Raw genomic sequence first — 23,225 nt, 5'->3', positions numbered from 1 at the left:
CCGTGCCCTCGACCGCAGACATGCTGCCGTCCGATCTCAGGGAGGTCATGTCCGAGCTCAGCGACCTCTATGGGGTGCGGGTGGAGCGACCGACGCTGTTCAAGGGCGAGTTCGACGTCAACGTTCGGTTCGTCGATCCCACTCACGGGATGCTGCTGGCGAAGGTGAGTGCGGACAGCCTCGGCGAGGAGATGCTTCGCTGGCAGGAGACGGTGCTCGAGGCTGCGGCGGCCAGCCCGGAGGTGACGTTCCGGACCCCGACGATTCTGCCGGCACTCGACGGGCGTTGGCATGTGCGGATCGGCACCTGCCTCGTGCGGGTGGTCACGTGGATCTCCGGACGGCTGTGGAACGAGAATCCGAGCGTCGGCGGTGCTGGGGCCGAGCTGCTGCATTCGCTCGGTCAAGCCTCAGCGCGGTTGACTCTGGCGCTGGACACAGTCGAGATGCCGCCGGACGTCCCCGACCACGATTGGATGATCGAGCGTGGCCCTCTCGTCGTCGGACGCGCACTCGACCGACTTGAGCGAGGAAGCGGAGAGCGGGACGAGGCAGAGCTGGAAAGACGCGTGTCTGTCGTCCGGCGCATCACAGCTCATTTCGCCGAGCACGTGCTTCCGCGACTCGGTGCCCTTCCGCGGGCGGTCATCCACCACGATCTGCATGACGCGAACGTCGTCCTCGACGAGACCGGGACGGCTGTGGCCGGAGTCATCGACTTCAATGATGCCGTGCGCGCCCCGCGGATCTCCGACCTCGCGATCTCAGGAGCATACGCGATGCTGCGCCGCAGCGATCCCGAGGCCGCGTTCCGTGCCGTCGTCGACGGGTATCTCAGCGTGCTCGAACCCGAGCCGGCCGAACTCGAGGTCGTCGGCGAGATGGCACTGATGCGGCTGTGCATGAACTGGGCGCAATGGCGGGCACGCGCCGTCGATGCCGCCGACAGTGAGTACGCTCTCCAGCGATCCGCGCACACCTGGCCGCTCATCGCCCACCTCGCCGAGGCGGGGACTCCTCACTGAGGCAGGAGCACTTCGCCAGGACTGTGGCCACCTTGTCGAAACCGGAGGCTGTCTGCAAACGCCCCGGATTCTTCAGCCGTCGAGCGAATCCTGCACTGTCGCGGTTCTTGCCCGGACGTCGTCGATCTCGGTTCCCGACACCACGCAAGCCAGGCCCCGATGACGGCGGGTTGTGAAGATCATGACGGCAGAGACGGCGACGAGGAGGAAGAGGAGCAGCCCGGAGAGCGGGAACGCCCATTGGGACAGCAGCATGTATCCGCCGATGCCGAAGAGGAACCGCAGGGTCCGACCGACCGCCACGGGGCGGCGGACTTGCACAGCCGCGATGAGGACGAGGCGCTCGCCGATTGTCACACCCCTGCTGAGCACCGAGAACAGCTGAGCGGCGAAGGGCAGGATGAAGCCGATGAGCGCGACGATCGGGCCCGGCTCAGTGAGCGTGCCGTCATCGAGGACTGCGGCGGTGACTCCGAAGACGAGGGAGACGGTCCAGCTGAACAGCACCCAGATGAGCAGATCACAGAGGATGCCGGTGAGTCGACGGGCCACCGTGATCGGGCGTGGCGCGTCGACCTCCTGCAGGCCCTCCCGCCTGCGCAGGAGGAGCAGGCTTGCGAGAGAGCCGAGGACCGCGCCGAGGGTATTCATCATGAGATCGTCGACGTCGAAGACCCGGTAGGCGCAGGAGTAGAGCCCCCAGATCCCGGTGATCTGTGTGAACTCGATGAGCGCCGAGGCGGCCAGCCCTGTCATCGTCGCCACGACGATGCCTCGTCCGGCGAGCTGCCTGACGAACCAACCGAGTGGAACGAAGAGGACGACGTTGAGTGCCACCTGCAGGACCGCCGGGTTGGTCATCAGAGCTCGGACACTGCCGGTGTCGAAGCTGAGGATGTCGGCGATGAACTGGAAGGGTCGCAGCTGTACTGCCGCACAGGTGATTTCATCGGCCGGAGGGACCGGCAGCAGCGTGTATGTCCACAATGCCATCGCGTAGATGGCGGCGGCGAGCCAGACGAGCGTGTGTCCGAACGTGAGCCCGCCTCGGCGGCGATAGCTGATCGCGACGAACGGTACAAAGGCGAGGACCGCGATGCCGCAGCCGACGAGGACGGCCACGAAAGCGGGAATGACGAAGGAACTCATTCCCTCAACTCTACGTGTTCGTCCCGGTCAACGGTGCCCGCTGTCGGCGCCGGAAGGCCCACCATGTGATTCCGCTTCTACCTCTCCGTCTCTGTGGTCCGGCCCTCCGCGTACGCTGAGGTCATGCCGCACTTTCTGCTGACCCGCACCCCGCAGCCGCCACGCCCCGACAACGATCGGGACGCGCAACGCTCTGTCGGCAAGGCCACCCCTGGTGTCGGCGACCCAGTCCGCGGGCGCAAGCCACTCATCGCCCTCTTCGCCGTCCTCCTCGTCGCCTGGGTCGGCATCTCAGGTATCGGGGGCCCGTATTTCGGCAAGATCTCCGAAGTGGCCACGAACGACCGCTCGTCCTTCCTTCCCGAATCCGCGGAGTCCACCCGTGCCCAGGACCAGATCGAGAAGTTCAGCGACCTGGACTACGTACCTGCCATCGTCGTGCTCGAGAACCGTGATGGAGTCACCGACGACGATCGGGCCCGACTCGATGAGCTGACGAAGACGTTCGAAGACGACGACCTGCTCGCTGCCGATCCCTCACCGGCCATCCCGTCCGATGACGACGAGGCTCTCCAACTCGTCCTCCCCGTCTCACAGGCGACCACCTCCGACGACGTCGAATCCATCCGAGCCGCAGTCGGGAAGGTCTTCCCGACCGCGACTGCCTCCGATATGACCTCGGACCAGGCCGCCGAAACCCCGGCCACCGTGGCAGACGTCCACGTCACCGGTCCGGCGGGATTCTCCGCCGACCTCTCCGAAGCCTTCGCCGGCATCGACGGCATCCTCCTGCTCGTCGCGCTCATCGCCGTCTTCGTCATCCTCATCATCGTCTACCGGTCCCCGCTGCTGCCCGTCATCGTCCTCTTCACTTCGGTCGCCGCTCTCGCCGCCTCGATCTTCATCGTCTGGCACCTCGCCGACGCCGGTATCCTCCTGGTCAACGGGCAGGTCCAAGGAATTCTGTTCATCCTCGTCGTCGGCGCCACCACGGACTACTCCCTCCTCGTCGTCTCCCGGTTCCGCGACGCGCTGTTTCATGAACCCGACCGAGTCAGAGCCGGATTGAGCGCCCTCAAGGGGGTCCTCGAGCCGATCGCGGCCTCCGGCGGAACCGTCATCGCCGGGCTCCTCGTCCTCCTGCTCACCGACCTCGCGTCGACCAGGGCGCTCGGGCCGGTCGCGGCGATCGGCATCGTCGTGGCGATGTTTGCAGCCCTGACCTTCCTGCCTGCCGCGCTGATGATCATCGGTCGCGCCGTGTTCTGGCCCTTCCTTCCGCACGTCCAGGCCGAGACGGTCAAGCGCAAGCGCGGGGTCTGGGCCCGAATCGCCGAGGCGGTCGCGGGGCATCCGCGCCGCATCTGGGTCACGCTCGTCATCCTCCTCGCGATCCCGCTGCTCGCCCTCCCGCAGTTCAAGGCCGAGGGAGTCCCGCAGTCCGACTTCGTCCTCGGCGACTCCGAAGCTCGCGACGGCCAGGACATCCTGGCCGAGCATTTCCCCGGCGGCTCCGGATCCCCGGCACAGATCGTCGTGGCGAAAGACCAGCTCAGCGATGCCGCGCAGGCGGTCGGCCGCCTCGGCGAGGTCGAATCGATGACCGTCGTCGCGAACGATTCCCCGAGCGGGACGCTGTCCATCGGCAAGGACGGAGAGCTCGAACAACCGCGCGGAATGCCGAGCGGGGCCGGACCGGGCGGGTCCGGGCAGCCGGGGGAGTCGCAGCCGGCCCCCACCGAAGTCGACGGCAACGTCCTGTTGGAAGCGACGCTGAAGTCGGTCGCGGATTCGGACGAAGCCGAAACCGCGGTGACCGAGATCCGCGACCGGGTGCACGACATCGACCCGGATGCCCTCGTCGGCGGGGAATCCGCGGTCGACCTCGACACGAACACCACCGCCGAGGCGGACCGGGCCTTGGCCATCCCGCTCATCCTCGTCGTGGTCACGATCGTGCTCATCCTGCTGCTGCGGTCCCTGCTGGCACCGCTGCTGCTCGTGGCGCTGACCGTCCTGTCTTTCGGCACCGCACTGGGAGTCTCCGCGCTCGTGTTCAACCACGTCATCGGGTTCTCCGGAGCCGACCCCTCGGTGCCGCTCTACGCGTTCGTCTTCCTCGTCGCGCTCGGCATCGACTACAACATCTTCCTCATGTCGCGGGTGCGAGAGGAATCGATGCATCTGGGGACCCGGGCGGGCGTGCTCAAGGGACTCGTCTCCACGGGCGGGGTGATCACCTCGGCGGGCATCGTGCTGGCGGCAACCTTTGCCGCGCTCGCCGTCATCCCGGTGATGTTCCTCTTCCAGCTCGCCTTCATCGTCACCTTCGGCGTCCTCCTCGACGCGATCCTCGTCCGATCGCTCGTGGTGCCCGCGCTCGTCCACGACCTCAGTCGCAGCGTGTGGTGGCCGTGGCGAAAGCGGATTCCGCGGGACTGAGAAGCGGATGTCCCCGGACTGAGCGGTGGGTTCCGCAGGGCCGGAAAACGGATGCCCTGGGTCTGAGCCGAGAGGCGGGAGACAATACGATACCCCCGGCCGGTGATGAAGGGTCGTGGGGAGACCGTTTTCATCCGTGATCGCCGGGGGTTCGTGGGGGATACTCCGGTACTTCGACGAGGGGATCGTCGACGTGGCCTTATAACTCAGGGCCAGGTACAACATTGAACTACGATTTTGTTGACGGCGCAACAAAAGTGCCGGCCGACACATCGGACGGCAGTTCGTGAGGGAGAGACAGGCAGATGGATAAGACGACTCCCGTCAGCAGCATGATCAAGCAGAACGGTCCGATCAAGATCGCGGCCTGGCGCCTGATGATGGAGAAGTATCAGGATTTCATGACGCGGTTCGAGCACGAGTTCCGAACTCGTCACGGCCTGAGTGCCAACGAATTCGACGTGCTCATCAACGCGTCGACCTCGGCGCAGGTCAGGCAACGCGACCTGTTGCGCAGTCTGGTGATCAGCCGCAGTGCGCTCAGCCGTCTGCTCGGCAAACTCGAGGGGCGCGGGCTCGTGACCCAAGAGCCCGACCCGGAGGATCATCGCGGCGTCCTCGTCGCCCTCACCGAGGCGGGGATGAAGCTCTGCGACGAAGCGGCGGACACGAACGCCGAGATCATCTTCTCTGGCTTCGCCGGAGTCACCGATACAGAGGCGGAGGAGATCTTCGAACTCATCTCCAAGGTCAGTCCAACTGTGTGAATCCGATGAAGTCCTGTTCGGCCTTCCTCGTACCGGCAGGGAGATCCTCCCCGTGAGATAGGAAGGCGGCTACGATGTAGCCATGAGCAACGTCGAGACTCGCCCCGAACAAGTCGTCTGCACTGCCGGCGGCCTCCCCGGCCCCAACTGTGACCAGCAGGGACGTTCCCCTGTCGAGATCATCACTTCCCGCGAAGTGCCGCTGGGCGGACCTCGTGCGATGACCGTGCGCCGGACCCTGCCGCAGCGCCAGCGCTCGCTGATCGGACCCTGGTGTTTCGTCGACCACTACGGCCCGGCCGATGTCTCCGTCACCGGCGGGATGGACGTCGCACCCCACCCGCACACCGGCCTGCAGACCGTGAGCTGGCTGTTCGACGGTGCCATCCAGCACATCGACTCCGGCGGCAATGCGGGCCTCGTCCTGCCCGGCGAGGTCAACCTCATGACCGCAGGAGCCGGCATCTGCCACTCGGAGGTCTCGACCGAGGAGACGACGACGCTGCACGGTGTCCAGCTGTGGCTGGCCCTGCCCGATGCCACGCGCCACCAGCCCGAACGCGAATTCGAGCACTTCGAACCCGAGCCGGTGTCGCTAGACGGCGGGGAGATGCTCGTCTTCCTCGGCCGCCTCGGCGAAGGATCGTCACCGGTGCGCACGCACACCCCGCTGGTCGGCGCCGAGATCCGTCTCGATCCGGGAGCAGTCATCGACCTGCCCGTCGATCCGCGGTTCGAGCACGGCCTCCTCGTCGATTCGGGCGATATCGCCCTGGAGAACGTCGAACTGCCGGTGGCGTCGATCGGCTATACGGGGATCGGCGTCGAGGAGCTGCGCATCGCCAACCGCGGCGACGAACCCGGCCGACTCATCCTCATCGGCGGCGAACCATTCCCGGAAGACATCGTCATGTGGTGGAATTTCGTCGGGCGTACCCACGAGGAGATCGCCCAGTTCCGCGAGGAATGGCAGGCCGAAGGTGATCGTTTCGGCGCCGTCGACGGCTACGTCGGCAAGGGCGGGCCCGGTAAGAATGCCGATGGCATGGGCCGGCTGCCCGCGCCTCGGCTGCCCGACGTCACGATCAAAGCACGGAAGAATCCACCTCCGCAGGTCCAAGGCGGACCCGCGGAATAAGTTCGCGTCGATTTCTGTCCTAGTCAGCGGCGACCGAATTCGCCGCGATACACAGCCGGAACAGATGAACTGACACCGAGCCGCCACAGCAGAAGGAGAGCCCACCATGTCGAAGACATTCGAAGACAAGACCGGGGCCGAAGTCACGGTCTCACTGAACGAATCAACTCAGGCCTATGAGATTTCCGTGGCCGATGGGACCGTGGCCGGGCACGCGTATTTCCTGCCCGGGCCGGAGCCCGAGGCCGAACGCATCTTCTATCACACGGTCGTCGACGAGCAGTTCGGCGGTCGTGGACTGTCGAAGTTCCTCGTCGCCGAGGCGCTCGAGGATTCGCGCGAGCGCGGGATCACGGTCGTGCCAGTCTGTCCGCTCTTCGTCAAGAAGCTGCAGGAGACCGGCGATGACTATGCCGCGCAGGGCGGTAAGTTCCGCAATGCCACCGGCGCCGACTTCGACATCGTCAAGCGACAGGCGTGAGTGAGGGAATGAACAACGCCAGCAGACCATTCATCGACAAGATCCACCCGGAGAACTACAAGGCGCTGGCCCAGGCGGCCGCGGCCTCGCGGAAAGCCTCACGCGCCGCGGGCCTCGATGACGGGCTTATCGAACTCGTCAACACGCGTGTTTCGCAGATCAACGGCTGCCGCACCTGCCTGAGCATCCATGCCCCGGCGGCCAGGAAGGCCGGGGTCTCCCAGCTCAAGCTCGATGTGCTGCCGAGCTGGCACGAGGCTGAGATCTTCACCGATCAGGAGTTCGCTGCGCTGACCCTGGCCGAGTCGTTGACCGTGCTGGACAAAACGGAGGATCGGGATGCGATCGCCGCCGAGGTGGCGCAGTTCCTGACGACCGAGCAGATCTCTGCGATCGAATGGTCGACGATCCTCATCAACGCGTTCAACCGCATTTCGATCGCCAGCGACCACCCGGTGTTCGGAGCCAAGCAGGACTGAGTTCGCGCGGGCTTCGGAGCGAAGCGAGGTTGACTCCTCGCGGGAGCAGTGAGATGTGCTGTGCCGCCTCGGCGGTGTCAGTTGATGATCTCTTTGTCATCGTCCTCGCGGATGGCCGCGAGGCGTTCGCGCCACATCTGCAGGTCCTGCTCGCTCAGGCGCTTCCAGTCGGTGACCTCGCGTACGATGCGCAGGGGTTCGGTACTGCGAAAGGAGCGAGTGGGGTTGCCGGGGAACTTCTTGTCCGTGACGTTCGGGTCGTCGACGTAGTCGCCGAGGGGTTCGACCTCGTAGATGTGCGGCTGTCCGCCGTTGAGGGCGGCCACCTCGGCGGCCAACCCTGCACCGTCGGGCAGGGCCGTGAAATAGATGTGGTTCATTGTCTCTTGGGGTCGGTAGTTCGAGGCGAAGCCGGCGGTCAGCAGGTCGCCGGGTGCGAGTTCGGCACGGGTGCCATGGAAGAAGGGTCCCTCATCGAGTGCTGCAGCCATGGCGTCGAATATACGCCCGAAGATTGCGAATCGTCCTCAGAACTGGCGACTAGAATGGACCTTGAGCGGGCAGTGAAGAGCGCTGCGACACGGATTGAAGCAGGGTTGCTTCCCGGGTGCTGAGACTTCAGTCCCGCGATTCGATAACTTCGGCGATACTCTCCTGAGCGAACGATGCCCCGAGACAACGGTTCCGGCGGCATCGTCGACGTACCCACGTGAAGGAGCCTCACCCGCCTATGTCCGCCGAAACGACATCGCAGACGAAGAACGCCGCCTCGGCGCCGACATCACTGACCGGACGGCTCCGCCTCATCGGTCCGGGGATCGTTCTGGCCCTCGCGAGCGTCGGTGCCTCGGACATGATCACGACGATGAACTCCGGCGCGGAATACGGTCTCGCACTCATCTGGGTGTTCACGGTCGGCATCATCCTCAAATTCGTCCTCTCCGAGGCGGTTTCCAGGCTGCAGATGAGTGGTGACCGGTCTTTGATCTCCCACCTCACCCGGTTCGGCGGACGGACGTTCCCGGTGCTGTTCCTCATCGCAGAGCTGCTCGTCGGCCTGTTCTTCGGTGCCGGTGTCGTCGCGGTGACGACGACGATCCTGCAGTCGATCTTCCCCGTCCTCCCATTCTGGCCGACCGCGATCGTCGTGCTCGTCTCCGCCGCGGTGCTTGTCGGCATCGGCCGCTACGGGATCGTCGAAAAGGCCATGATGGGTTTCGGAATCATCATGTTCTTCGGCATCCTCGCCCTGGCGATCTCCGTGTTCCAGGGCCAGGACGCGCAGGAGGTCGCCGCGGCGACGATCATGCCGACTTTCCCGAACACCTCGATCATCACGGTGATGTCGCTCATCGGCGGGGTCGGGGGAGCGACTGGCATCCTCGCCTACTCGTTCTGGATCCGTGAGAAAGCATGGCGGACCCCAGACTGGAAGCCGGTCGTCCGGCTCGACCTGTTCATCAGCTATGGACTCGTCTTCGTCTTCGCCGTGGCGATGAGCGCCGTGGGTGCCTTCATCCTCTACGGGCAGGGCTTCACGATCTCGGACAACGATGCGCTTTTCGCCATCGCCGATGATCTCGTCGGGCGGATCGGTGAGACCGGGCGACTCGTCTTCCTCATCAGCTTCCTGGCCGTGGTGTACACGAGCGTGCTCGGCGGGTTCTCCGGTATCGCCTACGTCACCGCGGATTGTCTGCGCGTGCTGCGCAGGTACCCGCATCAGGACGAGCCTGCCAATGAGATGTCGGCGAAGTCAATCGAGTTCCGCGGAGTCCTCATCTACCTCTCGGTCGCGACGGTGGTCATCATGAGCCTCGGAAAACCCGTCACTCTTGTGCTCGTCTACGCGGCGATCAGTGCGTTCATCCTGCCGGTGCTCGCCCTGGCGCTGCTCGTCATCCTCAACCGCTCATCGGTTCCGACTCAGCTGCGCAATACGAAGTGGTCGAACGTGCTGCTGACCGTGTGCTTGGCGCTGTTCGGGTTCCTTGCGGCGCTGCAGGTCAAGGAGTCGGTGATGGGGTTAGTGGGGTGAGACCTTTGAAGTATCGGGCCACCGGCCAGCGTTCGAAGCCGGCTGCATCATAAGCCGAACGTGCCGGAGCATGCCCCCGATCATCGCCGGTCTCGACCATGACCATGTTCATGTCGGCACGACGAATGCGTTCGAACGAATGCTCAAGGAGTGCGTTGCCGATGCTTTGTCGCTGGTGTCGAGGGTCAACGGCGAGGACGTAGACCTCGCCCATACGATCCTCCGGATGTAAACGAGTGCAGACCCACCCCACCGGTGACCCGGCGAGCAGCGCAACGTCGATCTGTTGCGGTTCGTCGTCAAGCGTCTTGGCGAGATCATCGTACTGACCTTCCCGCCAATCTCGCGGGTAGAACGATTCGTAGACGAAGTCTGGGACGTCGGTCTCGAGCAGGGGAAAGATCGGCTCCTACGCACGAATCGACAGACCCAACAGTGCATCACGGTGTGACGGCTGGTACGCGTCAATCTGCGGTGCAGCATCCATGAACACAGTGTCGCAGACGGGAGGCGATCATGTGCCGGCACATTAGTGAGCGCTAGCGCTTAGTGATCCAAACGGCGCGTTCGCTGCTCAAGCTGAACACGTCTTCGCTGATCAGCGCGTATTCTCCCTTTTCGCCGGTATCGTCAAAGCACAGATTCCCGTCGGCGCTACCGCCGGGAGCAATATCTCCATAATGAAGCGGATCCTCTCCAGAGAGGGTCGTGTCTTTCATATCTCCAGATGGATACTGAAGCTTCCAGTCGTAAGCGTTGTAGGAAACTTCTGAGTCTCCGTCATTCTTGATGGTGACTTTCGAACAAAGCTGGGCGCCGAAAGTATCATTGACGGCCCGTAGCTCTTCAGCAGTGACCTTGACTCCACGTGTGCTGATCTCTTCGCCTGGTTTGCCGACAATGTCGTCCTCTGTTTGTCCCGGAAATTGGTCCGTCGTCGGTTCCATTTCCTGAACGTCTTCAGCCGGCTGGGCTGCTGGTTGCGCTGCTGACTGTGTGTCACTTTGATCAGAACCCAGTGATCCGATGAACGCACCAGTTGCAATGCTAGACGTCAGGGCGAGGAGGATCGCCAGAATTGAAGCGACGAGGCCGAAGATTGAAGCTACTTTGTTCGTTGCGACTCGCCTGGACGCCCGAACGACCCCGAGGATTCCAAAGATTCCACCAACGATCCCCAGCGGTATTGCGGTGAAAAGCGATACGAATGGGATGAACGCGAGTACGAGTGCAATTATCCCCAATACGAGTGCCGTCGTGCCGAATCCGTTCTTCGGCTGCGGGCGCATTTGGGCATACTGAACAGGCTGATAGTAGGTCAAGGGCAGGGTTCCTTCGAGTCCAAAATGTTGCAGGGGATATATGACTCGATATTAGGCGTAGTTGTACTTAGGATTTGACCAATAATGAGCACGGTTCCGTAACGTTTAGCCAGGTCACGGAGTGCGCACGGTGGACTCGCCTGCTCCGGAGGTGTTCTGTGCAGTTGGAGTTCGACGGGGCATCGCTGCGATGACGGTCGGCAGCTTTAAGCCGTGCCCATTCCCTGGCTAAAGTGAGGGTTCGTGCCGCACTATCTCCCGACCGGAACTGATCCATTTCGGATTGTCGACGATGTTGCGACCTCCCTCGACGAGAGCGCGGATCTCATCGAGTCGCCTCATATCCGCAGGCTCGAGTCGCAGGTCGAGCGCGCTGAGGTTCTCCATGCTGCGTTCGGGCTTGCGTGAGCCCGGAATCTGAACCGCGTTGACCCCCATTTCGGTCGCACGGTGGAGGAGCCAACCCAACGCCACCTGAGCGTTGGTCGCTCCGTGACGGTCGGCCACCTCGGCGACGATGGAGACGATCCGCTGGTTGGCATCCCACGCATGACCCATGCGCGCGGTCCCGCCACGGACATCGCCTGCCACCTGGTCCTTCGTCAGAGTGCCGGTGAGGAATCCGCGGCCCAGCAGGCTGTACGGGACGAACCCGACGCCGAGCTCGGCGCAGGCGGGCACGACATGGTCTTCGACGTCGCGCGACCACAGGCTCCATTCGGATTGGACCGCGGTGATCGGGTGGATCGCATGGGCGCGGCGCAGCTCGTCCGCGGTGACCTCGGACAGCCCGATGTGCGCGACCTTGCCGGTCGTGACCAGCTCGGCCATCGCCCCGACTGTGTCCTCGATGGGAACATCGGGATCCGGCCGATGGAGGTAGTAGAGATCGATCGAATCCACGCCGAGGCAGCGCAGCGAAGCGTCGCACGCTTCGTGTGCATATTCGGGCCGTCCGTCGGTGCGTTTCGTCGATCCGTCGGAGAGTGTGCGTAACCCAGTGATGCCGAATTTCGTGGCGAGCTGGACGTCATCGCGGCGTTTGGCGAGGAACGGAGCGAGCATCTCCTCGTTCGTTCCGGCGGGCCCGGTGGTGCCTTTGCGAGGTTCACCGTAGACGTCAGCGGTGTCGAGGAGAGTCATGGCACCCAACCTACGACTGTGAGTTCGCTCGTCGTCAAGAGGTGGCGGCGAACTCACTGTTCATCGATCTGGGACCGATCTCTATTGAATGTCACTGCGCGTCGTTGAGACACTTGGACTCATGTCCGGGTCAGAGCAGTCTCTCCGCGCCGTAGTCTTCCTCGGGTTGAGCGTCGACGGGCGAATAGCGCGGCCCGACGGGGACTTGGAGTGGCTGACCCGCCGAGGCGCAGCTGCCGGAGACGCGGGGTTCACTCCGTTCCTCGAGTCGGTTGATTCCTTGGTGATGGGGCGGAGGACCTTTGAAGCCATCGCAGCCTACGAAGACTGGCCGTACCTCGACCGCCCGATCCACGTGATCAGCACGACCCTCTCACCGGATGTCGACTCTCGAATCACCGTGCACCGCAACCCCGAATCCGCCATCGACGCATTGCAGAGAGATGGCCGTCGGAGGGTCTATGCCGATGGCGGGGAGACCATTCGTTGGTTCTTAGCTGCGAAACTTGTCGACGAGATCACGCTCTCCTACGTACCCGTGCTCATCGGCGATGGGCCATCACTGTTCGGTCCGCTCGGCGGCGATGTCGACCTGGAACACGTCCGGACTGAGGTCCTCGACGGCGGAATGGTGCAGACCACCTACCGTGTCGTGGATGGGCCGACGCCTCGCGCATCCGAATAGGCCGTCTGCGGCGAGCGACGACTCAATGTCACTTGTGACGGAGACCTCCGGAAACAGAAAACCGCGGGCCAGGCCGACTGCACTCACTGTGCCCCGACCCGGCCCGCGGTCCCAATCGAATCGCGCGGCTCGCTCTGACTTACACGCTCACCCCACGAACGCCGTGGCGAAGAATGGTACGAACGTGACCAGCGCAAGCGCCGTCAGCAGCACCAGAGCACTGGGCAATGCGGCCTTCGCCACTCCGACGACGCTCATGCCCGACATTCCAGAGGCGACGAACAGGTTGAGCCCAAGCGGCGGTGTGATCATGCCGATCTCGAGGTTCATCACCACGATGATGCCGAAGTGGATCGGGTCGATGCCCAGCTCCATCGCGATCGGCAGCAGGATCGGGGCGAGGATGAGGATCGCCGAGGATGTCTCCATCACGCAGCCGACGAACAGCAGCAGGATGTTGACGAGGATGAGGAACTGCCACGGCTGCAGGTCCCATTCGGTGATCGTCGTCGAGATCTGTCCGGGAATCCGCTCGCTGGCGAGCACGAAGGTGAAGAGGATGCCGTTGGCGATGATGAACATGACCATGGCCGAGGTCTTCACCGACGCTAACGTGACTTCCCACAGCTGCGAGAACTTGATCTCGCGGTAGATGAGCAGCGACACGACCAGCGAATAGGCCACGGCCACGGCTGCCGCCTCGGTGGGGGTGAACCATCCGGAGTAGATTCCGCCGAGAACGAGGAACGGCAGGGCCAGGGCGAGGATCGCATCCCGGAATGCCTTGAGTTTGTCCTTGTTCGACATCCGGAAGCCGACCCCGGCGTGACCGTAGCCCTTCTTCCATGCGACGAAGACAGCCATCCCCAACAGCATCACACCGGCGAGGATGCCCGGCAGGACGCCTGCGAGGAACAGGTCGCCGATGTTCTGCTCGGTGGCGATGCCGAAGACGATGAGCGGAATCGACGGTGGGATGAGGATGCCCAACGACCCCGAGGTGGCCACGAGTCCCGTGGAGAATTCCTTCGGGTACCCGTTCTTCACCATCGCCGGAATCATCAACGCACCGACCGCGACGACCGTGGCCGGCGAGGATCCCGAGACTGCGGCGAAGAACATGCACGCGAGCACCGTGGTGATCGCCATACCGCCGCGCAGGTGCCCGACCATGGCCGCACCGAAGTCGGTCAGCCGCCTCGAGATCCCACCGCGGGACATGATGTTCGCCGCGAGGATGAAGAACGGGATCGCCATGAGCGGGAACGAATTCAGGGCGTTGAACAGCCGTTCCGAGACCTGTGTCATCGGAATGAGCGTGAAGTAATAGAAGTAGACGAGGCTGGTCAGGCCCAAGGCGACCGCGATCGGCGCCGAGGTGACGAGCAGTGCGATGAGGACGACGACGAGGACGATGGTGGCTTCGAACATCAGCGAGCGCCTCCCTTCTCATCGGGTCCGTCATCGACGATCGCGATGTCGTCGACATCGATGCCGACGGCGGCGGCCTCCTCGGCGAGGATATCCTTGTCGAGCTCCGTCGCAGGAGTGCGCAGAGCCCGGACCGTCATTTCCACCGCGCGGATGAAGAACAACGTCATCCCCACGGCCAGCGAGAGCTCGACGACCCACAGCGGCAGCTTGAGCGCCGGGGTGATCGTCGTCCGCGAGAACGGTTCGGTGATGAGCGCCCACGACAGGTAGGCGATGAAGCCGGCGTAGACCAGAGTGGCCAGCCCGCCGAGGACGACGAAGAACTTCTTCGCCCTGCCCTTGAGCAGCGCCGGCATGATGTCGACGGCCACGTGCTCGTTGTGGCGCAGGGTGACGACGGCGCCGAAGAACGTCGAGAAGATGATGAGGTAGATGACGGCTTCTTCGGACCAGAAGAGGACGTCACCGGTGATATTGCGCAGGAGCACGGCGAAGACCGCCAAGGCGGTGGCCGCGATGAGGCAACCTCCCGCGAGGAGGTTCTCGACCCGGCTGAGGTACGTGTCGATGGTCTTCATCATCAGCCCCTCTCCGCGTTGCGTTCGAGCAGTTCGTCGACGACCTCGGGACCGATGATGTCGCGGTACTTCTCGTATTCGGACGGCACGACCATGTCCTTGAAGGCTTGGCGCTCTTCCTTGCTCGGGATGACGATCTCCGTGCCGCCGGATTCCTCGATGGTCCTCTTCGACTCTTCGTTGACCTTCTGAGCTTCCTTGCGGTTGAACTCGCTGGCCTCATCGGCGGCCTCGTCGACTGCGGTCTGCAGGTCGTCCGGCAGCTCGTCGTACCAACGCTTGTTCACCGTGAGGATGTAGCCGATGTAGCCGTGATCGAGTTCGGTCACGTACTTCTGGACGGTGTGCATGTTCTGCGACTGGATATTCGAGTAGGTGTTCTCACCACCGTCGATGAGCCCCTGCTGCAAGCCGCTGTAGACCTCGGCGAATGCGAGCGGAGTCGGAATGCCACCCCAGGTCTCGAACTGGGTACGCAGCACGTCCGAGGGTTGGATGCGGTACTTCTTGCCCTTCATGTCCTCGGGCTTCAGCGTCTTGTTGTTCGAGTGGATCTGCTTCATCCCCGAGTCCCACAGACCGAGGACCTTGAGCCCATTGGCTTCCAGATCGGGATTGGCGTAGATCGCCTTGCCGATCTCCGTATCAGGACTGGCGACTTCGGGAATCTCGTCCGGATCGTCGAAGATGAACGGCAGGTCGAGAACCTGCAGGCTCGGCGCGATCGTCGTGAACTTCGCACTCGCCGGGGCCAGGACCTGGACGGCATTGGACTGGATGGCCTGCATCTCGTCCTTATCGCCGTAGAGTTCCGAGTTCGGGAACACCTCGACTTCGATGCGGCCGTCGGACTTCTTCTCGACCTGTTCGGCGAAGAAGTCGGCGGCCAGTCCCTTCGGTGTGCCCACCGAGGTGACATGGGCGAAGCGCAGTTCGAATTTCTGTTGATCTTCGCTGCGGGCGGGATTGCATCCGCTCAGCAGCAGGAGGCTTATCGAGAGGCCCGCGATCAGCGGCTTCCATCTCGGTCGTCTCATTGACGTCATCGTCAGCTCCAGTCAGGTTGGCCAGGGGCGATGCCGATCGGGAGTGTGCGGCTGAGCTCACCGATGACGACGGCTGGTCATTGCCGGGTGGAGAGCTCGTGCCGAGTCATGTTTTCGATCGACCGTTCACGAGCCTAGAGGACTTTTCGACAATTTCCAATATGATCTCACGAATAATGCATTATTTGTCGGGGAGTGGCTTCCCGGGTGTGGATCCCGGAGGGGTGGCGCCTACGGGCCGTGCTGAGGCAGTCAGTCCGTGTCGAAGTCGAAGGGGTCGGAGACTGCGTGGCCCGTCGTTGATTCGGCCAGGCGGAGAAAGCCGTTCGTGATGTGATCGCCGAGGCGGCGCGCCGCCCGATCCGGATCGACGTCACGCACGGCATCGACGATCGACTGGTGTTCGGCGTGCACCTGGTCGAGTCGCTCGGGGCTGTCGAGGGTGAGGTCCCACGGGAACGCTCGCCAGCGTGCAGCGATGTCGTCGCGCAGCGCGGGCATTCCGCAGCGGTCGTAGAAGAAGAAGTGGAACTCCTCGTTGCGGGTGTTACGTCCCAGCGAATCACCGTCGGCGCTGGCCTCGTCAAGCGCCTCGAGCAGGCGCTCGGCCTGGCGCAGCTCGTGCCGAGAGATCCGCGTCGTGGCGCGAGCGATGGCGAAGGTCTCGGTGAGCTTGCGGGTGACGAAGAGGGATTTGAGGCGGTCGACGTCGACGCCGGCGACACGGACGCCCCGGTGTGCTTCGGAGGTGACGAGACCCTCGGCTTCGAGGATCCGCAGGGCCTCCCTGACCGGGGTGATGGAAGCGTTGAACCAGTCGGCGACCTGGTCCTGTCGCAGTCGTTCGCCGCGATCGAGCTCGCGGGAGAGGATCTTGCGACGCAGGCCGAGGACGATGACGTCCCGCTTCGTCGATGCCGACTCCTGATCCACCCGATGCCTTTCGTTCGTGCGCCCACCACCAGCAGGCGACTTTTCATGTCTCGGTGGTCTCAGTCTACAGGCCGAAGGGCTGTTCGAGATCAGATAATGCATTATCTGATGAGATATGTATGATGTGGGTGTCAATGTTTCACACTCGTCGTGGAGGGCTGATGGCCACTGCTGCACCGACGTCCGTACCGAGCCCTGTGGGGCAGGACGACGCGACCGACCGGAACCTGCCGCTGACCGGCATCACTGTCATCAGCTGCGAACAGGCAGTTGCCGCACCCTTCGCCTCACGCCAGCTGGCGGATCTCGGAGCCCGGGTCATCAAGATCGAACGTCCCGGCGTCGGTGACTTCGCCCGCGGTTACGACACGACCGTCAACGGGCTCTCTAGCCACTTCGTGTGGATCAACCGGAACAAGGAGAGCCTGGCTCTCGATCTCAAGAACTCCGACGGGCTTAAGATCCTCCATGGACTCATCGCCTCGGCCGATGTCTTCATCCAGAACTTCGCGCCTGGCGCCGCAGAGAGGCTCGGTCTCGGTACCGACGCCCTCCGTTCGATCAACCCTCGACTCATCCACGCGTCGATCTCCGGATACGGAACGGACGGGCCGTACAAAGATGCGAAGGCCTACGATGCACTTGTGCAGGCCGAGGCAGGACTGGTCTCCGTGACCGGAACAGAGGAGTTCCCCGCAAAGACGGGAATCTCGACGGCAGATATCGCCGCGGGAATGTACACGTACTCCGGCATCCTCACCGCTCTGTACAACCGCGAGCGCACTGGCGAGGGCGCCACCTTGTCGACGAGCCTCTTCGATTCCCTCGTCGAATGGATGGGCTACCCCCTCTACTTCACCCGTTACGGCGGCACCCGCCCCACGCGTGCCGGCACTTCCCATGCCGCCATCGCCCCCTACGGTGCTTTTACCTGCGGCGATGGCACTCAGATCATGCTTGCGATCCAGAACGAACGCGAATGGGAACGCTTCGCCACTCAGGTTCTCGACCGCCCTGATATGGTCACCGATGACCGCTTCGACCGCGCCGCTCACCGCTATGCCCACCGGCACGAACTCCAGGAGATCATCGAGGGAGCCTTCTCCGCGCTCACCGGCGAATCCTGCGACGCCCTGCTCGAACAGGCAGCAGTCGCCCATTCGAAGCAGCGCGATATGAGCGAGATCGCCGACCACCCGCAGCTGACCGAGCGCCACCGCTGGCACGAGGTCGAGACCCCCGCCGGTCCGATCTCCATGCTCGCGCCCCCGGTCGAGATGTCCGGGGTGGGTCCGCGGATGGATCCGATCCCCGCGGTGGGGCAGAATTCGGAGTCCATCCTCGGCGAACTGGGAATGGACGCCGAGGCGATCGGCGAACTGCGCGTCAACGGGGTGATCTGACAGCGATGGACGACGAATCCGCACGCACGACTGACGGCAGCGCCGCCTCGGCGAGGACCGATACCGACGGCTTCGCCTACTCGCCCCTGCTGCCCACCGATGGCGAAGGCCCGCGGATGCGCAGGCTCGACATCGGGGGAGTGGAGACGACCACCACCGAGGTGGCCGGGACGTCGCGCACGTTCCTCACGGTGGCACCGGAGACCCTGACCGACCTTGCCGAGGTGGCCTTCAAAGAGATCTCGCACTATCTGCGCACGGACCACTTGGCCAGCCTGCGAGCGATCATCGACGATCCGGAAGCCAGCGACAACGACGTCTTCGTCGCCCTCGACCTGCTGCAGAACGCCGCGGTCTCGGCCGGGGAGATCCTGCCGATGTGTCAGGACACGGGCACGGCGATCGTCTCGGCCAAGCGCGGCCCGAACGTGCTCACCGACGGCGACGACGCCAGGCACCTGTCCCGCGGAATCGGCCGTGCCTACGAGGAGCTCAACCTCCGGTACTCGCAGCTGGCACCGACGAGCCTGTTCGAGGAGACGAACACCGGCACGAACCTGCCCGCCCAGATCGAAGTGGCGCTGAGCCCCGCCGACGACTATGAGCTCCTGTTCATGGCCAAAGGCGGAGGCAGTGCGAACAAGTCCTTCCTCTACCAGGAGACGAAGGCCGTGCTCAACGAGTCGGCCATGCTTGACTTCCTCGCGGAGAAGATCTCCACTCTGGGCACCGCGGCCTGCCCTCCTTATCATCTGGCTGTCGTCATCGGCGGACCGTCGGCCGAGTTCACGCTCAAAACCGCGAAGCTCGCCAGCGCCCATTATCTCGATGACCTGCCGGAGACCGGAGACGCCGAGTTGGGACACGGATTCCGGGACCGGGAGTTCGAGAAGACCGTCTTCGAACTCACGCAGAACCTCGGCTTCGGCGCCCAGTTCGGCGGCAAGTACTTCTGCCACGATGTTCGCGTCGTCCGGCTGCCCCGCCACAACGGGTCCCTGCCGATCGCGATCGCCGTGAGCTGTTCGGCCGACCGGCAGATCATCGCCCGCATCAACTCCGGCGGCGTGTTCATCGAAGAGCTCGAACACGACCCGGCGAGGTTCCTGCCCGCGATGGGCCGTGTCGAGGAGATCGAATCCGGCAATGTCACCGCCATCGACCTCGACCGACCGATGCCGGACCTGCAGGCGCAGCTGTCCGAACTGTCCGTCGGCGACCGAGTGTCGCTGACGGGAACGGTCATCGTCGCCCGGGACATCGTCCACGCGGAGCTGCGCGACCGCCTCGATGCCGGTGGGGAGCTTCCCGACTATTTCAAGGACCATCCGATCTACTATGCGGGGCCAGCGAAGACGCCCGAGGGGATGTCTTCGGGGTCGTTCGGTCCGACCACCTCGTCGCGGATGGACACCTATGTGCGGCAGTTCCAGGAGGCCGGCGGGCCGATGATCATGCTCGGCAAGGGCAACCGGTCCGCGCAGGTGAAGAGCTCCTGCGCCGAATTCGGCGGCTTCTACCTCGGGTCGATCGGCGGACCGGCCGCCCGTTTGGCGCAGGATTGCATCACCTCGGTCGAGGTCCTCGATATGGAGGAGCTCGGGATGGAAGCGGTGTGGAAGATCCACGTTGAAGACTTCCCAGCATTCATCATCACCGACGACAAGGGCAATGACTTCTTCGACAGCACCGGTCCGCCGACGCTCGGCCTCGGCCGCACCCGCACGGTCCGCGACGGCACCCGATTGGACTGAGCTATGACAACGACGAACGAACAGAGGATTTCGACATGGCAGTGAGCAATGAAGAGCAGATGATGATCGACCTGGTCGCCGAATTCATCGACGAGCAGGTCAAGCCATCGGTCAACAAGGTCGAGCACGCCAACGAATACCCCGAGGCGTGGATCCAGACGATGAAAGACATGGGCATCTACGGGCTCGCCATCGACGAGCCGTGGGGGATGGGCAAGGTCTCGACCGAGGCGTATGCGCTCATCACTCAGGAGCTCGCGCGCGGGTGGATGTCCCTGGCCGGAGCGATGGGCGGGCACACTGTCGTCGCGAAGCTCCTCCAGGAATACGGCACCGATGAGCAGAAGGATCAGTACCTGCCGCGGATGGCCACGGGTGAGCTGCGGGCGACGATGGCTCTGACCGAACCCGGCGGCGGATCCGACCTGCAGGCGATGCGCACCATCGCGGCTAAGGACGGCGACGATTACGTCATCAATGGCTCGAAGACGTGGATCACGAACGCCCGGAAGTCCGACCTCATCGCGCTGCTGTGCAAGACCGACCCCGAGGCGGAACCGCGACATAAGGGCATCTCGATCATCCTCGTGGAGAAGGGGGAGGGATTCACGGTCTCCCAGGATCTGTCGAAGCTCGGGTACAAGGGAGTCGAGACGTGCGAGCTGTCCTTCGACGGTCTGAGGCAGCCGCAGTCGCAGCTGCTCGGCGGGTCCGAGGGTGTCGGGTTCAAGCAGATGATGAAGGGACTCGAGATCGGCCGCATCCAGGTCGCGTCCCGGTCGCTCGGTGTTGCGCAGGCGGCGCTCGATGATGCGGTGAAGTACTCGCAGGAGCGCGAGTCGATGGGCAAGCCGATCTGGAAGCACCAGTCGGTGGGCAACAAGCTCGCCACGATGGCGACGAAGCTCGAGGCCGCCCGGCAACTCGTCCTCCACGCCGCACGCACCTATGATTCGGGTGCGCGTGTGGACATGGAGGCCGGAATGGCGAAGCTCTATGCCTCGGAGATGGCCGCCGAGGTGGCCCTCGACGCCATCCGCGTCCATGGCGGTTACGGATACTCCACCGAATACGACGTCGAACGCTACTACCGGGACGCCCCGCTGATGATCGTCGGCGAAGGCACGAACGAGATCCAGATGAACGTCATCGCCAAACAGCTCATCGGCCGGAACAAGGCCTGAGTGGTCGAGGGCGACACTCACATGTGCCGTACCAGGACGATTCGTCTCTAGCCATCTGACCACGCACTCCACCCGAGGGAAGAACATGACCCACAAACCCCGTCCGCGTCCGGACACTCCGCACCTGATGACCGAGGAGCGCCTCGAGATTCAGGCGCTCGCCCGCGAGTTCGTCCGCGATGTCGTCCTGCCGATCGCCAACGAGCTCGACCCCGTCGAGGGGCAGTTCCCGGATTCGATGGTCAAGCAGATGGCGGAGATGGGCTTCTTCGGCATCCTCATCCCCGAAGAGTACGGGGGCCTGGGGCTCGGTGTGTTCGAGTACTGCCTCGTGGCCGAGGAGCTCTCACGTGCGTGGATGTCGGTGGCCGGACTGTTGGCTCGCGGAAACGGGATGGGCGGCGGGTTCTCTCCCGAACAGGAAGCCCGCCTGCTGCCGAAGGTCGCTGCCGGTGAGTACCTCGGCGCCTTCGCCCTGTCCGAGGCCGAGGCCGGGTCCGATGTCGCGAATCTGCGGTGCAAGGCCGAACGCAATGCCGATGGTGATTGGGTCATCAACGGCACGAAGATGTGGTGCACGTATGCCGACCAGGCCGACTACATCGTTCTCTTCGCCCGCACCTCGGTGGAGGAGAAGCGACATCGGGGGATCTCGGTGTTCCTCGTCGAGAAGGAACGCGGCACCTTCCCCGAGGGGATCTCCGGGGCGCCGGCGAAGAAGATCGGGTATCACGGGTGGAAGACGTGGGAGCTGTCGTTCGACAACTTCGTCCTGCCAGCCGATTCCCTTCTCGGTGAGGAAGGCCGCGGTTTCTACCAGGCGGTGTCCGGTCTCGAAGTGGGCCGCGCCCATACGGCGGCTAGGTCGATCGGTCTGGCGCAGGCGGCTCTTGAGGACTCAATCAAATATTTGAAGGAACGCGAGCAGTTCGGCCATCCGTTGGCGGATTTCCAGCATCTGCGTTTCAAGGTCGCGGACATGGCCGCTCAGATCGAGGCATGCCGGCAGCTGATGTACCACGTGTGCACGGAGATCGACTCGGGTCGTCGCTGTGACAAGGAGGCGGCGATGGTGAAGTACTTGGCCGGGGAGATGAGCGAGAAGGTCACCTCCGAGGCTCTGCAGATCCATGGTGGTGCCGGGTACACGAAAGACTTCGCCGTCGAACGCCACTGGAGAGATGCTCGCCTGACGAAGATCTTCGAGGGCTCGTCTGAGATCCAGATGCGCATCATCTCCGACGAACTCCTCGGCCGCTGAATTTCTACCCGACGGCGGGCCAGCAACCTGGCGCCAGGTATCTACGCCGCCGTCACGTAGCAATTGGGGCATACTTCACGAACTACCGATAGGAAGATGACTGCGATGAGTGAGACGAATCTCCAGGACTGGGTCGGCCGCAGCGCCACCGCGACCGAGACCGCCGACGGGCAGCAGGCCGCACGCCTGGCGACCTTACTCGGTCACGACGGTGACCCGGCTGCACCGCTTTTCCCATTGGGGCATTGGCTGCACTTCCCCGAAGATGATGTGCCGATGAGCGAGCTCGGAGCTGACGGGCATGCGGCGCTTGGTGGGTTCATGCCGCCGGTGCCCCTGCCGCGGAGGATGTGGGCGGGCAGCAAGCTTGAGTTCCATGCCCCGATCCGACCTGGTCAAGCGATCGTGCGGACGACGACGATCGAGTCGATCACGGAGAAGACGGGGAGCACCGGACCGTTGTGCTTCGTCGTGCTCCGCCACGAGATTACCGCGGACGGGACTCCGGCGACGACGGATCGGCACACGATCGTCTACCGGGAAGCGACCTCGGCGCCGGAAGGGTCGGCAGCACGGCCGCCGAGGGCGGACTCGGATGCCCCGGACGGGTGGGACTGGTCGCGCTCAGTCAGGCCGAATGAGGTCATGCTGTTCCGCTACTCGGCGCTGACGTTCAACTCCCACCGCATCCATTACGACCACCCGTACGTCACCGGGGTCGAAGGCTACCCCGGCCTCGTCACGCACGGACCGTTGACCGCGACCCTGCTGTTGGACGCGTTCATGTCCACCCACCCAGAGGTGGCTGTGACCGAGTATCGATTTACCGCGAAGTCCCCGTTGTTCGCGAACGAACAGATCCACCTCGTCGGGCGCGAGAGCGAGGATAGAGTACACGAGTTGCAGGCAGTCGCCCCAGGTGGGAAGACCGCGATCGCCGCCACAGTGACGACGAAGAACTGA

22 protein-coding genes are annotated in these 23,225 nt (G+C 63.8%); 13 read left to right on the top strand and 9 right to left on the bottom strand.

Going from position 1 to position 23,225, the window contains the following annotated elements; translation table 11 throughout:
- Nucleotides 1-2: 2 nt before the first annotated feature.
- Nucleotides 3-1,025, top strand: a complete 1,023-nt coding sequence (locus tag BLU88_RS01445) for a phosphotransferase (RefSeq protein ID WP_157688924.1) — start codon at nucleotides 3-5, stop codon at nucleotides 1,023-1,025.
- A gap of 72 nt (nucleotides 1,026-1,097) precedes the next feature.
- On the opposite strand, the gene BLU88_RS01440 is transcribed toward BLU88_RS01445, so the two are convergent.
- Entirely contained in the window at nucleotides 1,098-2,174 is a 1,077-nt protein-coding gene (locus BLU88_RS01440) for a VanZ family protein (protein ID WP_092009364.1), read from the bottom strand.
- A gap of 123 nt (nucleotides 2,175-2,297) precedes the next feature.
- On the opposite strand from BLU88_RS01440, the gene BLU88_RS01435 reads away from it, so the two are divergent.
- The 5 genes from BLU88_RS01435 to BLU88_RS01415 all read left to right on the top strand — a co-directional run bounded on the left by BLU88_RS01435 (nucleotide 2,298) and on the right by BLU88_RS01415 (nucleotide 7,481).
- Complete coding sequence (locus BLU88_RS01435; protein WP_092009361.1) at nucleotides 2,298-4,616, top strand: MMPL family transporter; 2,319 nt, start codon at nucleotides 2,298-2,300, stop codon at nucleotides 4,614-4,616.
- Between the two features lie 305 nt (nucleotides 4,617-4,921).
- Nucleotides 4,922-5,383, top strand: coding sequence for a MarR family winged helix-turn-helix transcriptional regulator (locus BLU88_RS01430; RefSeq protein WP_092009359.1), 462 nt, complete (start codon nucleotides 4,922-4,924; stop codon nucleotides 5,381-5,383).
- Between the two features lie 82 nt (nucleotides 5,384-5,465).
- Complete coding sequence (locus BLU88_RS01425) at nucleotides 5,466-6,521, top strand: pirin family protein (protein ID WP_092009357.1); 1,056 nt, start codon at nucleotides 5,466-5,468, stop codon at nucleotides 6,519-6,521.
- 106 nt (nucleotides 6,522-6,627) lie between these two features.
- The gene (locus tag BLU88_RS01420) at nucleotides 6,628-7,002 is read left to right on the top strand and encodes a GNAT family N-acetyltransferase (RefSeq protein WP_092009354.1); all 375 of its coding nucleotides are present in this window, start codon (nucleotides 6,628-6,630) and stop codon (nucleotides 7,000-7,002) included.
- A gap of 8 nt (nucleotides 7,003-7,010) precedes the next feature.
- Nucleotides 7,011-7,481 carry a carboxymuconolactone decarboxylase family protein gene (locus tag BLU88_RS01415; RefSeq protein ID WP_092009352.1) on the top strand — a complete coding sequence of 157 codons (471 nt, stop codon included), beginning with the start codon at nucleotides 7,011-7,013 and terminating at the stop codon, nucleotides 7,479-7,481.
- Between the two features lie 77 nt (nucleotides 7,482-7,558).
- Here BLU88_RS01415 and arr read toward each other — a convergent pair whose 3' ends face one another.
- A complete protein-coding gene (gene arr / locus BLU88_RS01410) occupies nucleotides 7,559-7,972 on the bottom strand; it encodes an NAD(+)--rifampin ADP-ribosyltransferase (protein WP_092009350.1) in 414 nt (137 codons plus the stop codon).
- A 239-nt stretch (nucleotides 7,973-8,211) separates the two neighbouring features.
- Between arr and BLU88_RS01405 the strand changes: the two genes are divergently transcribed.
- Nucleotides 8,212-9,519 (top strand): Nramp family divalent metal transporter, encoded by a 1,308-nt coding sequence (locus tag BLU88_RS01405; protein WP_092009348.1) that lies wholly within the window; start codon nucleotides 8,212-8,214, stop codon nucleotides 9,517-9,519.
- Here the strand turns inward: BLU88_RS01405 and BLU88_RS01400 are convergent.
- The 3 genes from BLU88_RS01400 to BLU88_RS01390 all read right to left on the bottom strand — a co-directional run bounded on the left by BLU88_RS01400 (nucleotide 9,488) and on the right by BLU88_RS01390 (nucleotide 11,984).
- The gene (locus BLU88_RS01400) at nucleotides 9,488-9,913 is read right to left on the bottom strand and encodes a GNAT family N-acetyltransferase (RefSeq protein WP_231939699.1); all 426 of its coding nucleotides are present in this window, start codon (nucleotides 9,911-9,913) and stop codon (nucleotides 9,488-9,490) included. The genes BLU88_RS01405 and BLU88_RS01400 overlap by 32 nt on opposite strands.
- Nucleotides 9,914-10,058: 145 nt before the next feature.
- Nucleotides 10,059-10,841, bottom strand: coding sequence for a DUF4190 domain-containing protein (locus tag BLU88_RS01395; RefSeq protein ID WP_092009346.1), 783 nt, complete (start codon nucleotides 10,839-10,841; stop codon nucleotides 10,059-10,061).
- A 228-nt stretch (nucleotides 10,842-11,069) separates the two neighbouring features.
- Entirely contained in the window at nucleotides 11,070-11,984 is a 915-nt protein-coding gene (locus BLU88_RS01390) for an aldo/keto reductase (RefSeq protein ID WP_092009344.1), read from the bottom strand.
- Nucleotides 11,985-12,105: 121 nt separating this feature from the next.
- Here BLU88_RS01390 and BLU88_RS01385 point away from each other — a divergent pair, with 121 nt between their 5' ends.
- The gene (locus BLU88_RS01385) at nucleotides 12,106-12,669 is read left to right on the top strand and encodes a dihydrofolate reductase family protein (RefSeq protein WP_092017019.1); all 564 of its coding nucleotides are present in this window, start codon (nucleotides 12,106-12,108) and stop codon (nucleotides 12,667-12,669) included.
- A 147-nt stretch (nucleotides 12,670-12,816) separates the two neighbouring features.
- On the opposite strand, the gene BLU88_RS01380 is transcribed toward BLU88_RS01385, so the two are convergent.
- From BLU88_RS01380 to BLU88_RS01365, 4 genes are all read right to left on the bottom strand, one after another.
- A complete protein-coding gene (locus BLU88_RS01380) occupies nucleotides 12,817-14,100 on the bottom strand; it encodes a TRAP transporter large permease (protein WP_092009341.1) in 1,284 nt (427 codons plus the stop codon).
- Complete coding sequence (locus BLU88_RS01375; protein WP_092009339.1) at nucleotides 14,100-14,684, bottom strand: TRAP transporter small permease; 585 nt, start codon at nucleotides 14,682-14,684, stop codon at nucleotides 14,100-14,102. The genes BLU88_RS01380 and BLU88_RS01375 overlap by 1 nt, the downstream gene beginning before the upstream one ends.
- Nucleotides 14,684-15,718, bottom strand: coding sequence for a DctP family TRAP transporter solute-binding subunit (locus BLU88_RS01370; protein WP_157688920.1), 1,035 nt, complete (start codon nucleotides 15,716-15,718; stop codon nucleotides 14,684-14,686). Before BLU88_RS01370 ends, BLU88_RS01375 begins: the two co-directional genes overlap by 1 nt.
- A 261-nt stretch (nucleotides 15,719-15,979) precedes the next feature.
- Entirely contained in the window at nucleotides 15,980-16,660 is a 681-nt protein-coding gene (locus BLU88_RS01365; protein ID WP_167356846.1) for a GntR family transcriptional regulator, read from the bottom strand.
- A gap of 161 nt (nucleotides 16,661-16,821) precedes the next feature.
- Here BLU88_RS01365 and BLU88_RS01360 point away from each other — a divergent pair, with 161 nt between their 5' ends.
- From BLU88_RS01360 to BLU88_RS01340, 5 genes are all read left to right on the top strand, one after another.
- Nucleotides 16,822-18,063 carry a CaiB/BaiF CoA transferase family protein gene (locus tag BLU88_RS01360; RefSeq protein ID WP_092009332.1) on the top strand — a complete coding sequence of 414 codons (1,242 nt, stop codon included), beginning with the start codon at nucleotides 16,822-16,824 and terminating at the stop codon, nucleotides 18,061-18,063.
- Nucleotides 18,064-18,068: 5 nt separating this feature from the next.
- Nucleotides 18,069-19,817 carry a FumA C-terminus/TtdB family hydratase beta subunit gene (locus BLU88_RS01355; RefSeq protein WP_092009330.1) on the top strand — a complete coding sequence of 583 codons (1,749 nt, stop codon included), beginning with the start codon at nucleotides 18,069-18,071 and terminating at the stop codon, nucleotides 19,815-19,817.
- Nucleotides 19,818-19,852: 35 nt separating this feature from the next.
- Nucleotides 19,853-21,001: an acyl-CoA dehydrogenase family protein gene (locus BLU88_RS01350; RefSeq protein WP_197678167.1), complete on the top strand. Its 1,149-nt coding sequence runs from the start codon at nucleotides 19,853-19,855 to the stop codon at nucleotides 20,999-21,001.
- An 85-nt stretch (nucleotides 21,002-21,086) separates the two neighbouring features.
- Entirely contained in the window at nucleotides 21,087-22,262 is a 1,176-nt protein-coding gene (locus BLU88_RS01345; RefSeq protein ID WP_092009328.1) for an acyl-CoA dehydrogenase family protein, read from the top strand.
- 105 nt (nucleotides 22,263-22,367) lie between these two features.
- The gene (locus tag BLU88_RS01340; RefSeq protein WP_197678166.1) at nucleotides 22,368-23,225 is read left to right on the top strand and encodes an FAS1-like dehydratase domain-containing protein; all 858 of its coding nucleotides are present in this window, start codon (nucleotides 22,368-22,370) and stop codon (nucleotides 23,223-23,225) included.

Source organism: Brevibacterium siliguriense (assembly GCF_900105315.1).
GTDB classification, from domain to species: Bacteria; Actinomycetota; Actinomycetes; order Actinomycetales; family Brevibacteriaceae; genus Brevibacterium; species Brevibacterium siliguriense.
The sequence above is the reverse complement of the archived record's forward strand: the minus strand, read 5'-3'. Positions and strand labels throughout refer to the sequence as shown.